Genomic DNA, 12,445 nt, shown 5'->3' on the forward strand with positions numbered 1-12,445 from the left:
TGCAAGCATCCCCAGCCAACTTATTCAAAGGCAGACAAGAAGAATGAAAGCTTACGCCGTACCTTTCGAGAAGTTCGTCAACCTGGCCGACGCCCGTCTCGGCACCAAGATCATCTCGGTCACCGACGACTGGTTCGCCGACGCCAATCGCCTGTTCCAACCGACCCCGGCCGTCTGGAAAGAGGGCGTGTTCGATGACAATGGCAAATGGATGGACGGCTGGGAATCGCGTCGCAAGCGCTTCGAAGGCTACGACAGCGCCGTGATCCGCCTGGGCGTGGCCGGCACCATCAAGGGCGTGGACATCGACACTTCATTCTTCACCGGCAACTACCCGCCGTCGGCGTCCCTGGAAGCCTGTTTCCTGGCCGAAGGCGAGCCGGACGACAACACCCAGTGGACTGAAGTGCTGTCGGCCGTCGAACTGCAAGGCAACAGCCACCACTACCACGAGATCAGTAACGACCAGGCGTTCAGCCACCTGCGCTTCAACATCTACCCCGATGGCGGCGTGGCCCGGCTGCGGGTCTACGGCATTCCGCATCGCGACTGGTCGGCGGTGGGCGACAACGAACAGATCGACCTGGCCGCCGCCCTCAACGGCGGTCGCGCCCTGGCCTGCTCCGACGAACACTTCGGCCGCATGAGCAACATCCTCAACCCAGGCCGTGGCGTCAACATGGGCGACGGCTGGGAAACCGCCCGGCGTCGCACCCCAGGCAATGACTGGGTGATCGTCGCCCTGGGCCATGCCGGCATCGTCGAGAAAGTGATCGTCGACACCCTGCACTTCAAGGGCAACTACCCGGACAGCTGCTCGATCCAGGGCGCGTTCGTCAAGGGCGGCACCGACAGCCAGATCGAAACCCAGTCGCTGTTCTGGCGCGAACTGCTGCCGAGCCAGAAACTGGAAATGCACGCCGAACACACCTTCGCCGAGCAGATCAAGGCCCTGGGGCCGATCACCCACATCCGCCTGAATGTGTTCCCGGATGGGGGTGTGAGCCGCCTGCGCGTGCTTGGCAAGGTATCGAAATAAGGGGTGAACCCAAATCGCGAGCAAGCTCGCTCCCACATTTGAAATGCATTCCCCTGTGGGAGCGAGCTTGCTCGCGATGGCGGCACAACAAACAACACAGAATTCAAGATAAGAAGACCAGCATGCGCACACTCAGGATCGAACCCTTGACCAAAGAAGCCTTCGCCCCGTTCGGTGACGTGATCGAAACCGACGGCAGCGATCACTTCATGATCAACAATGGTTCGACCATGCGCTTCCATCGCCTGGCGACGGTTGAAACCGCGCTGCCGGACGACAAGGCGATCATCAGCATCTTCCGCGCCGACGCGCTGCAGATGCCGTTGACCGTGCGCATGCTGGAGCGTCATCCGCTGGGCAGCCAGGCCTTCATTCCGCTGCTCGGCAACCCCTTTCTGATCGTGGTCGCGCCACTTGGCGATGCACCTGTATCAGGCTTGGCCCGTGCCTTCGTCACCAACGGCAGGCAGGGCATCAATTACCATCGCGGCGTCTGGCACCACCCGGTGCTGACGATCGAAAAGCGGGATGACTTCCTGGTGGTTGATCGCAGTGGCACAGGCAATAACTGCGATGAGCATTTCTTCATAGAGGATGAGTGTTTGATCCTCGATCCCCACCAATAAGAGAAGCGTCCGATCACGCGAAAACAAGCGTGACGGGCGAGAGGTAAAGACTGTGGAAGCACATATGCTGGAATGGCTGAACCTGATCGTTCGCTGGGTTCATATGATCACTGGCGTGGCCTGGATCGGCGCGTCGTTCTACTTCGTCTGGCTGGAAAACAACCTCAACCGCGTCAACCCCAGGAGCGGCCTGGCCGGCGACCTGTGGGCCATCCACGGTGGCGGCATCTATCACCTGGAAAAATACAAACTCGCGCCACCGGCCATGCCGGACAACCTGCACTGGTTCAAGTGGGAAGCTTACTTCACCTGGATGTCGGGCATCGCGCTGCTGTGCGTGGTGTTCTACTGGAACCCGACCGTCTACCTGCTGGCACCGGGCAGCGGACTGAGCGGCCCGCAAGGCGTGGCCCTGGGCCTCGGCTCGTTGCTCGCCGGCTGGTTCATCTATTCGTTTCTCTGCGACTCGGCCCTGGGCAAGCGCCCCGCCCTGCTCGGCGGGATCCTGTTCGTGCTGCTGATCGCGGCGGCCTATGGCTTCAGCAAGGTGTTCAGTGGTCGTGGTGCCTACCTGCACGTCGGCGCAGTGATCGGCACGATCATGGTCGGCAACGTGTTCCGCATCATCATGCCGGCCCAGCGCGCCCTGGTGGCCGCCATCGCCGAGAACCGCACGCCCGATCCGGCCCTGCCGGCCAAGGGGTTGCTGCGCTCGCGCCATAACAACTACTTCACCCTGCCGGTGCTGTTCATCATGATCAGCAACCACTTCCCGAGCACCTACGGCAGCCCATACAACTGGCTGATCCTGGCCGGTATCGCCGTGGCCGCGGTGTTGGTGCGTCATTACTTCAACACCCGCCACGACAGCAACCGGTTTGCCTGGACGTTGCCGGTCGGCGCCCTGGCGATGATTTGCCTGGCGTATGTCACCGGGCCCAAGCCTCCATCGAGCGCCCCGGAGGTCGCCAAGGCCCCGGCGACCATCGAGTATCAGCCACTGCCGGAAACCGCCGTGGGCGGGGGTGCCAAGCCGGCGACCACGCCGGCCGCACCGGCGGCACAACCTGCCCAGGCCTCCAACGTCCAGGGCCCGTCGTTCGAGAAGGTCCACAACGTGATCCAGGAACGCTGCTCGGTCTGCCACTCGGCCAAGCCCACCAGCCCGCTGTTCAGCGCGGCGCCGGCCGGGGTGATGTTCGACACGCCGCAGCAGATCAAGGAACAGGCCGCGCGCATCCAGGCCCAGGCCGTGACCAACCAGATCATGCCCCTGGGCAACATCACCCAGATGACCCAGCAGGAACGTGACCTGATCGGCGCCTGGATCAACCAGGGCGCGCAGACCCACTGAAGACCGCGCCACGCGATACCGCTGACGGGCAGCCGGCACACGACCGGCCGCCCGCCAGCGACGGCCTGCCTCAACAATAAAAACAAGAGGAAAGCACCGGATGATCCAACCCTGCCTCCCTGCCCCAGGCCCGTCGTCCAGGCGCCGCCGCACGGCACTTGAGCCCGTCGAGACAAGCCCGTATCCTGCGCGCCCGTTCGACCCCGAACGCCTCATAACAATACTCAGACCCTGACCCACACGCCCGCGTGTTCCAACGCTGCGCGCAGGCGTCCTGAAATCCCTTTTCGACTGTTGCAACACGGCTGATCGAGCCTTCGCCGCCATGGCGGAACAGGCACGACGCTCGCTGTCAGCGCTTGTCACGAGCAAAAAGCTGACCGAACGGATGTTTTAACTCCGTGAAAAAAGGCGCCACACCAGAGCGCTGACTGAAAAAAGCGGTACCAACTTACCTTTGGGAGCAAACCGAATGAAACGCACGTGCACCAGCCTGATCGTCGCAGGATCCTTGCTGGCCGGCGGCCAGGCCATGGCCGACGACCTGTTCCAGTGGCAGAACAACAGCCTGACCTACCTGTACGGCAAGGATTTCCAGGTCAACCCGCGCATCCAGCAGACCGTGACCTTCGAGCACGCCGATGCCTGGAAATACGGGGACAACTTCTTCTTCCTCGACCGGATCTTCTACAACGGCAAGGAAGACGGCCAGGCGGGACCGAACACCTACTACGGCGAGTTCAGCCCACGCCTGTCGTTCGGCAAGATCTTCGACCAGAAGCTGGAACTGGGCCCGATCAAGGACGTGCTGCTGGCGATGACGTATGAGTTCGGCGAAGGCGACAACGAGTCCTACCTGATCGGCCCGGGCTTCGACCTGGCGATTCCCGGCTTCGATTACTTCCAGCTGAACTTCTACAACCGCCAGACCGAAGGCCCACGCGCCGGCGACAACGTCTGGCAAATCACCCCGGTCTGGGCCTACACCCTTCCCGTGGGCTCGTCCGACATCCTGATCGACGGTTTCATCGACTGGGTGGTGGACAACGACCGTAATTCCAAAGGCACCTACCACGCCAACCTGCACATCAACCCGCAGATCAAGTACGACCTGGGCAAGGCCCTGAAGCTGGGCGACAAGCAGCTGTACGTGGGGGTGGAATATGACTACTGGAAGAACAAGTACGGGATCGAAGACAGCGAAGGGTTCAAGACCAACCAGAGCAACACCAGCTTTTTGCTGAAGTATCACTTCTGATATTCAGCCCGCAGCTAATCCCCCTGTGGGAGCGGGCTTGCTCGCGAAGACGGCAGCACATCCGGCCTGGATGCAAGCTGACCCGACGCTTTCGCGAGCAAGCCCGCTCCCACAGGGATTCTGAGTTGACTGACCTTCTTTGTCATTCCTGAGCCAACCGCAAAAACCGACTCAACGCCTCGCGTTGGGCCAGCGCATCCTGGCGGCCCAGCTCGATCAGTTCGCTGCAGTACCCCGCCTCGAACAACAGGTAGCTCAGCACGCCCGCGCCGCTGGTCTTGGTCGCGCCCGGGCCGCGCAGGAATACCCGCAGCGCACGAGGCAGCTCCTGGCGATGGCGCGCGGCGATTTCGTCGATGGGCTGGCTCGGGGAAATCACCAGCACGTCCACAGGTGCCGCCCCCAGGGCATGAGCCGGGACGTCGTCGGGCAACAGGTGGCTGAAGCCGTTCAAACGTTGAAGCAACTCGATGTCGCTTTCCAGGCTGTCGATGAAGGTACTGTTGAGCATGTGCCCACCGATCTGCGCCAGGGTCGGTTGCAGGCCGGTGTAGCTTCGCTCGGAGGGGGTTTGCCCGCCAGCGCCCCGAGGATTGCCGCTGACGCCGATGACCAGCACGCGGTTGGCGCCCAGGTGCAGGGCCGGGCTGATCGGCGCCGATTGCCGCACCGCACCGTCGCCGAAATACTGCGGGCCGATCTTGACCGGCGCGAACAACAGCGGGATCGCCGAGCTGGCCAGCAGGTGCTCCACCGACAACAGCGCCGGCACGCCAATGCGCCGATGCCGCAGCCAGGCATCGATGGTGCCGCGGCCCTGGTAGAACGTCACGGCCTGGCCGGATTCATAGCCGAAGGCCGTCACCGCCACCGCCCGCAGTTGTTGCTCGGCGATGGCCTGCTCGATGCCCGAGGCGTGGAACTGTGCCTCCAGCAGCGCCCGCAAGGGCGAACTGTCGATCAGCGCCACCGGCAACTTGGCCCCCAGGCCCAGCAAGCTGTGGGTGATGAAGCGTGTCGCCTGGCCCAGCACGCCGCGCCAGTCGCTGCGCATGACCTGGTGGCTGCGCACCGTTCGCCAGAATGCTGTCAGCCGTTCGATGGCGCTCTTGAAGTCCATCGCCCCGCTCGCCAGGCTGACGGCGTTGATCGCCCCCGCCGACGTGCCGACGATCACCGGAAAGGGATTTTGCCCGCCCTCGGGCAGCAACTCGGCAATCGCCGCCAACACCCCCACTTGATACGCTGCCCGAGCCCCGCCACCGGAAAGAATCAAACCTGTAACGGGTTCAGCTGGGGTCATCGCCATGCTCCGTGCTCAAGGGATATCAAAAAAAACTCAGCCGCGTTTGTCGTACAGCTTGGGCTCGCCCGGTGGGCGGCTCTTGAAGCGCCGGTGGGCCCAGAGGTACTGCTCGGGACAATCGCGCACCGATTGCTCGACCCATTGATTGATGCGGATGCAATCGGCTTCCTCGCTCTCCCCTGGGAAATCCGCCAGCGGCGCCTGGATCACCAGGCGATAACCGCTGCCATCGGCCAGGCGCTCCTGGGTGAACGGCACGACCAGCGCCTTGCCCAGGCGGGCGAACTTGGTGGTCGCGGTCACCGTTGCCGCCTGGATACCAAAGAGTGGCACAAACACGCTTTGCTTGGCGCCGTAATCCTGATCCGGCGCGTACCAGATCGCCCGGCCGGCACGCAGCAGCTTGAGCATGCCGCGCACGTCGTCACGCTCCACCGCCAGGGAATCGAGGTTGTGCCGCTCGCGGCCTCGGCGCTGAATGAAGTCGAACAGCGGGTTCTTGTGTTCGCGGTACATGCCATCGATGGTGTGCTGCTGGCCGAGCAAGGCTGCGCCGATTTCAAGCGTGGTGAAGTGCAGCGCCATCAGGATCACGCCCTTGCCTTCGCGCTGGGCCTGCTTGAGGTGCTCCAGCCCCTCGACATGGGCCAGCCTGGCCAGGCGCGAACGCGACCACCACCAGCTCATGGCCATTTCGAAGAAGGCAATGCCGGTGGACGCGAAGTTTTCCTTGAGCAGGCGCTTGCGCTCAGCAGCGGACTTTTCCGGGAAACACAGCTCCAGGTTGCGGCGGGCAATGCGCCGTCTGTCGCCGGCGGCCCGGTACATCAGTGCACCCAATGCACGACCGACCCGCAGCAGCAACGGATACGGCAGCTGGACGACCAGCCACAACAGCCCCAGGCCGCACCACAGCAGCCAGAAACGCGGATGAAAAAAAGCAGCTCGAAAACGCGGGCGATCCATTACAGCTTCCACAAAGACATGGGCCGCGCATTCTACATCGTTCGACCCGGCTTGCGGCTCGCGGACGATCTCGTTATAAGTCTCGGCACTTTTAGCGACAAGTCGTTGTACACCGACCATGAGCCAAACCGAACCGCTAGACCAAGATCCCGTGTTCCAGTTGAAGGGCAGCATGCTCGCCATTACGGTGCTGGAGCTGGCCCGCAACGACCTGGAGAGCCTTGACCGGCAGTTGGCGGCAAAAGTCGCCCAGGCACCGAATTTCTTCAGCAACGCCCCGCTGGTGCTGGCCCTGGACAAGCTGCCGCCCGGCGAAGGCGCGGTGGACCTGCCAGGCCTGATGCGCGTGTGCCGCCATCACGGCCTGCGTACCCTGGCCATCCGCGCCAGCCGCATCGAGGACATCGCCGCCGCCATCGCCGTGGACATTCCGGTGCTGCCGCCGTCCGGTGCCCGCGAGCGGGTGCTGGAACTGAGCCCGGTCGACACCAGGAAAACCCCGGAAAAACCACCCGAGCCAACCGTCAAGCCGACACGGGTCATCACCTCGCCCGTACGCGGCGGGCAACAGATTTATGCCCAGGGTGGCGATCTGGTCATCGTCTCGTCGGTCAGCCCGGGTGCGGAACTTCTGGCCGATGGCAACATCCATGTATACGGCCCGATGCGCGGTCGCGCACTGGCCGGCGTCAAGGGCGATACCAAGGCCAGGATCTTCTGTCAGCAATTGAGCGCTGAACTGGTTTCCATCGCCGGACAATACAAGGTCTCCGAAGACCTGCGCCGCGACCCGCTGTGGGGCGCCGGCGTACAGATCAGCCTGTCGGGCGACGTGTTGAACATCATTCGGCTTTAACGGATACTGCCGCATTTTCCAAGCATCTCTAAAACGTAGCGAAAACGGCTTAAACGACGCAGGAAACAGGACCAGGCAGTATTTACCGGAGGTAAATCCCGCCCCCAGTCCGATTCCCGCCAGGCCTGTCCACTTGCAGCAGTTTTCCAGAGATGTTTTTCAGGGGCTGACAAAGTCCTTTTTCCTTAGGGGTGAAACACCTTGGCCAAGATTCTCGTGGTTACATCCGGCAAGGGTGGTGTGGGTAAGACCACCACCAGCGCCGCTATCGGTACCGGCCTCGCTCTGCGCGGGCACAAGACAGTCATCGTCGACTTCGACGTCGGCCTGCGTAACCTCGACCTGATCATGGGTTGCGAGCGTCGCGTGGTCTATGACTTCGTCAACGTGGTCAACGGCGAAGCGAACCTGCAACAGGCCCTGATCAAGGACAAGCGCCTTGAGAACCTCTACGTGCTGGCCGCCAGCCAGACCCGTGACAAGGACGCGCTGACCCAGGAAGGCGTGGAAAAAGTCCTGATGCAACTCAAGGAAGACTTCGAGTTCGTGGTCTGCGACTCCCCGGCCGGTATCGAGAAAGGCGCCCACCTGGCCATGTACTTCGCCGACGAGGCGATCGTGGTGACCAACCCGGAAGTGTCGTCGGTACGTGACTCCGACCGCATGCTGGGCCTGCTGGCGAGCAAATCGCGCCGCGCCGAAAACGGCGAAGAGCCGATCAAGGAACACCTGCTGCTGACCCGCTACAACCCGCAACGGGTCAGCGACGGCGAAATGCTCGGCGTCGAAGACGTCAAGGAAATCCTCGCCGTGACCCTGCTGGGTGTGATTCCCGAATCCCAGGCCGTACTCAAGGCTTCCAACTCGGGCGTGCCCGTGATTCTTGACGACCAGAGCGACGCCGGCCAGGCGTACAGCGATGCCGTCGATCGCCTGCTGGGCAAGACCGTGGAGCATCGATTCCTCGATGTAACGAAGAAAGGTTTCTTCGAGCGCCTGTTTGGAGGTAGGTAATGAATCTTTTTGACTTCTTTCGTGCCAACAAAAAGCCCAGTACCGCCTCGGTCGCGAAAGAGCGTCTACAGATCATCGTGGCGCACGAACGCGGCCAACGCAGCACCCCTGACTACCTGCCGGCCTTGCAGAAGGAACTGGTGGAAGTGATCCGCAAGTACGTCAACATCGGTAGCGATGACGTGCACGTGGCACTTGAAAGCCAGGGCAGTTGCTCGATTCTGGAACTCAATATCACCCTGCCGGATCGCTGATAGATCCTGCGGGAGCCACGGCGGCTCGGGTCCCCACAGCCTTTTTTGTGGGAGCGAGCTTGCTCGCGAACGCGGTTTTCCAGACACATTGATCTTGAATGTGCCACCGCCTTCGCGAGCAAGCTCGCTCCCACGAGGGCCGGGCCCGAGCCGCCGTTGGCGTTTGTAAAGAGACTGTCTGCAATGCCCTTGTCCAACATTCGCATCATCCACCAGGACGCCGCCGTGCTGGTGGTCGACAAGCCGACCCTGCTGCTGTCCGTGCCCGGTCGGGCCGACGACAACAAGGACTGCCTGATCACCCGCCTGCAGGAAAACGGCTATCCGGAAGCGCGAATCGTGCACCGACTGGACTGGGAAACCTCCGGCATCATCCTGCTGGCCCGCGATCCGGACAGCCATCGCGAACTGTCCCGGCAGTTTCATGACCGCGAAACCGAAAAAGCCTACACCGCCCTGTGCTGGGGCCAACCGGCGCTGGACAGTGGCAGCATCGACCTGCCGCTGCGCTACGACCCGCCGACCAAGCCTCGCCACGTGGTGGACCACGAACACGGCAAGCACGCCCTGACGTTCTGGCGCGTGCTGGAGCGCTGCGGCGACTGGTGCCGGGTCGAACTGACCCCCATCACCGGGCGCTCGCACCAGTTGCGCGTGCACATGCTCTCCATCGGTCATCCGTTGCTGGGCGACGGGCTCTACGCCCACCCGCAAGCCCTGGCCGCCTGGCCACGCCTGTGCCTGCACGCCAGCATGCTGAGCTTCACCCATCCACTGAGCGGCGAACGCCTGCGCTTCGAATGCCCGGCACCCTTCTGAGCACCGCGGTACACAACAGATGGCTCCCCTCGATTTAAGGTTTGGCAATCCGGTTATGGCTCTACACGAAACCCCTGTCGACAAAGTCCCCCAGCAGTTGCTCTACCTGGTCTACGGCGACCAGGACGTCTACCGCCACGAGGCCAAGTTCAGCATCCTGACCGCCCTGGCCCACGGCAAGCCGTCGACCCTGCCGCGCATCCGGGTTCTCACCGACCGCCCCGAGGACTTCCAGGGCTGGCCGGTCGAGACCCTTGCCCTGAGCGCCGAACGGCTGGCGCAATGGCAGGGCGAGCATGGCTACATTCACCGTCGTAAGGCTTGCGCCATCGCAGCGGGCCTGACGCTGGCGCAAAAGACCCTGTTCGTCGACACCGATACGCTCTTCCTCGACGACCCCGACCTGTTGTTCCAGCAGATCCAGCCGGGGCAGTACCTGATGGACAGCTTCGAGTACGACTGGGACTACGTCTGCGAGCGCGAGGATTACCGTCGACTGGGCACGCACCTGGCCGCCCACGGCGTGAACCGGGGCAACGGCTTCAAGCTCTACAACAGCGGTTTGTGCGGCGTGACCGACAACGATGCAGGCCTGCTGGCCCAGGCCATCGAACGGATCGATCAGTGGACCGAAGGCGGCTTCGACATCCACACCATCGAGCAGATCGCCATTTCGTTCGGCTTGCGACACGCGACCGTGCGCGAAACCAGGCGGCAGGTGTATCACTACTTCGCCGAGAAGCGCTTCTTCCACACCATGCAGGCACACTTCTTCGCCCAGCACGGCGAAGCCTTCAGGCCAGCGCTGGTGGAGCGTTGCCATGAAGTACCGCGCAGCAAGCCGTTCCCGACGGCCTGGCGGCGCCTGACAATCAAGTGGAAGTTGCGCAACCAGCGCGGCGCGGCGCGCAAGATCGGCCGCGACCTGTTGTATGGCAGCGCGGCGCCGAGCCATCCGTACTACGACCTCTGCCGGCATCACTGGTGGGATTCGGCCGCACGGGAAATTCAGCGCCTGGACCCACAGCGCCAGCAGCGGCTGTTTGGCCAATTGGAACGCTGGCCACGGGACCTGCCGGAACCGTCCAGGCCACAGGACAAGGCCCTGATCATGGCTCACCTGCGCGAGCGAGTCGCCACTTCGGGCTGATGGCGAGCAAGACACCGGCGAGGCTCGCATCGCCGGGATTGTGCCTGCAATGCAGACGGTCGATGGGGTAAACTGCCGTCCATTGCTGTCTGGAGTTACTTATGCGCGCAGAGTTGAACCAGGGCCTGATCGACTTCCTCAAGGCCTCCCCCACCCCTTTCCATGCCACCGCCAGCCTTGCCCAACGCCTGGAGGCGGCGGGTTACCAGCGCCTGGACGAACGCGACACCTGGGCCACCGAGGCCAACGGTCGCTACTACGTCACGCGCAACGACTCCTCGATCATCGCCTTCAAGCTGGGTCGCAACGCCCCGCTGCATGACGGCATTCGCCTGGTCGGCGCCCACACCGACAGCCCGTGCCTGCGGGTCAAGCCGCAACCGGAACTGCAACGCCATGGGTTCTGGCAACTGGGTGTGGAAGTCTACGGCGGCGCGTTGCTGGCGCCGTGGTTCGACCGCGACCTGTCCCTGGCCGGGCGCGTGACCTTCCGCCGCGATGGCAAGGTCGAGAGCCAGTTGATCGACTTCAAGGCACCGATCGCGACGATTCCGAACCTGGCCATCCACCTCAATCGCGAAGCCAACCAGGGCTGGGCCATCAACCCGCAGAACGAGCTACCGCCGATCCTCGCCCAGTTCGCCGGCGACGAACGCGTCGACTTCCGCGCCGTGCTCACCGATCAACTGGCCCGCGAACACGGCCTGAACGCCGACGTGGTGCTCGATTACGAGTTGAGTTTCTACGACACCCAGAGTGCCGCGGTCATTGGCCTGCACGGCGATTTCATTGCCGGCGCGCGCCTGGACAACCTGCTGTCGTGCTACGCGGGGCTGCAAGCCTTGCTCAATGCCGACACCGAAGAAACCTGCGTGCTGGTGTGCAACGACCACGAGGAAGTCGGCTCTTGCTCGGCGTGTGGCGCCGACGGGCCGATGCTGGAACAGACCCTGCGTCGCTTGCTGCCGGAAGGTGAAGAGTTCGTACGCACCATTCAGAAATCCCTGCTGGTGTCGGCCGACAACGCCCACGGCGTACACCCCAACTATGCCGACAAGCACGACGCCAACCACGGCCCCAAGCTCAACGCCGGGCCGGTGATCAAGGTCAACAGCAACCAGCGCTACGCCACCAACAGCGAAACCGCCGGGTTCTTCCGCCACCTGTGCATGGCCGAAGAAGTCCCGGTGCAAAGCTTCGTGGTGCGCAGCGACATGGGCTGCGGCTCGACCATCGGCCCGATCACCGCCAGCCAGCTGGGCGTGCGCACCGTGGACATCGGCCTGCCGACCTTCGCCATGCACTCGATCCGCGAACTGTGCGGCAGCCATGACCTGGCGCACCTGGTGAAGGTGTTGAGCGCGTTCTATGCGTCTCGCGAATTGCCCTAGCCGTTAAACTGTGGCGAGGGAGCTTGCTCCCGCTGGGCTGCGCAGCAGCCCCAAAATCTGCAACTGAATGCACATTTGCCAGTGCTGCGCACTGGAGCGGGAGCAAGCTCCCTCGCCACAATGATGTCTGCCTCAAAACTCGAAGAGGCCGTGACACACATCATCACACCCCAGCCAAACCCCAACTAGACTGACCTTATCGCCCTCTCCGACAAGGCTGTCGCCATGATCTCGATGTCTGCTTTCAATGCCATGCTGGTGCCGATCATCGCCGGCATGATCCTGCTGGCCATCGGTTTCAACTTCCGTGACAAGAACGTCGGCGTGTTTGCCATGTGGATCGGCATGCTGCTGATCCTCGCCACGGTGGTGTTCAAGATCCTGACCAAGCTCAACGAGTCGCTCTGACCTT

13 protein-coding genes are annotated in these 12,445 nt (G+C 62.9%); 11 read left to right on the plus strand and 2 right to left on the minus strand.

Annotated features, from left to right (window positions below; translation table 11 throughout):
* Positions 1-43: 43 nt before the first annotated feature.
* The 4 genes from VM99_10250 (at position 44) to VM99_10265 (ending at position 4,277) form a co-directional block, all read left to right on the plus strand.
* Complete coding sequence (locus VM99_10250; GenBank protein ID AKJ98423.1) at positions 44-1,039, plus strand: allantoicase; 996 nt, start codon at positions 44-46, stop codon at positions 1,037-1,039.
* Between the two features lie 122 nt (positions 1,040-1,161).
* Positions 1,162-1,665, plus strand: coding sequence for an ureidoglycolate hydrolase (locus VM99_10255; protein AKJ98424.1), 504 nt, complete (start codon positions 1,162-1,164; stop codon positions 1,663-1,665).
* 52 nt (positions 1,666-1,717) lie between these two features.
* On the plus strand, positions 1,718-3,019 hold the full coding sequence (locus VM99_10260) for a membrane protein (GenBank protein AKJ98425.1): 1,302 nt from the start codon (positions 1,718-1,720) through the stop codon (positions 3,017-3,019).
* A 472-nt stretch (positions 3,020-3,491) separates the two neighbouring features.
* A complete protein-coding gene (locus VM99_10265) occupies positions 3,492-4,277 on the plus strand; it encodes a membrane protein (protein ID AKJ98426.1) in 786 nt (261 codons plus the stop codon).
* A 142-nt stretch (positions 4,278-4,419) separates the two neighbouring features.
* On the opposite strand, the gene VM99_10270 is transcribed toward VM99_10265, so the two are convergent.
* Positions 4,420-5,580: a Patatin gene (locus VM99_10270; GenBank protein AKK01728.1), complete on the minus strand. Its 1,161-nt coding sequence runs from the start codon at positions 5,578-5,580 to the stop codon at positions 4,420-4,422.
* Between the two features lie 36 nt (positions 5,581-5,616).
* Complete coding sequence (locus VM99_10275; protein AKJ98427.1) at positions 5,617-6,549, minus strand: lipid A biosynthesis lauroyl acyltransferase; 933 nt, start codon at positions 6,547-6,549, stop codon at positions 5,617-5,619.
* 118 nt (positions 6,550-6,667) lie between these two features.
* On the opposite strand from VM99_10275, the gene minC reads away from it, so the two are divergent.
* The 7 genes from minC (at position 6,668) to VM99_10310 (ending at position 12,441) form a co-directional block, all read left to right on the plus strand.
* The gene (minC, locus tag VM99_10280; GenBank protein AKJ98428.1) at positions 6,668-7,405 is read left to right on the plus strand and encodes a septum formation inhibitor; all 738 of its coding nucleotides are present in this window, start codon (positions 6,668-6,670) and stop codon (positions 7,403-7,405) included.
* Between the two features lie 201 nt (positions 7,406-7,606).
* The gene (locus tag VM99_10285) at positions 7,607-8,419 is read left to right on the plus strand and encodes a cell division inhibitor MinD (protein ID AKJ98429.1); all 813 of its coding nucleotides are present in this window, start codon (positions 7,607-7,609) and stop codon (positions 8,417-8,419) included.
* Positions 8,419-8,673, plus strand: a complete 255-nt coding sequence (locus VM99_10290; GenBank protein ID AKJ98430.1) for a cell division topological specificity factor — start codon at positions 8,419-8,421, stop codon at positions 8,671-8,673. The genes VM99_10285 and VM99_10290 overlap by 1 nt, the downstream gene beginning before the upstream one ends.
* A gap of 183 nt (positions 8,674-8,856) precedes the next feature.
* Positions 8,857-9,492, plus strand: a complete 636-nt coding sequence (locus VM99_10295; protein ID AKJ98431.1) for a pseudouridine synthase — start codon at positions 8,857-8,859, stop codon at positions 9,490-9,492.
* A 55-nt stretch (positions 9,493-9,547) separates the two neighbouring features.
* Positions 9,548-10,642: a hypothetical protein gene (locus VM99_10300; protein AKJ98432.1), complete on the plus strand. Its 1,095-nt coding sequence runs from the start codon at positions 9,548-9,550 to the stop codon at positions 10,640-10,642.
* 101 nt (positions 10,643-10,743) lie between these two features.
* Entirely contained in the window at positions 10,744-12,033 is a 1,290-nt protein-coding gene (locus VM99_10305; protein AKJ98433.1) for an aminopeptidase, read from the plus strand.
* Between the two features lie 225 nt (positions 12,034-12,258).
* Positions 12,259-12,441, plus strand: a complete 183-nt coding sequence (locus tag VM99_10310; protein AKJ98434.1) for a hypothetical protein — start codon at positions 12,259-12,261, stop codon at positions 12,439-12,441.
* Positions 12,442-12,445 lie beyond the last annotated feature (4 nt).

Source organism: Pseudomonas chlororaphis, from assembly GCA_001023535.1.
GTDB classification, from domain to species: Bacteria; Pseudomonadota; Gammaproteobacteria; order Pseudomonadales; family Pseudomonadaceae; genus Aquipseudomonas; species Aquipseudomonas chlororaphis_E.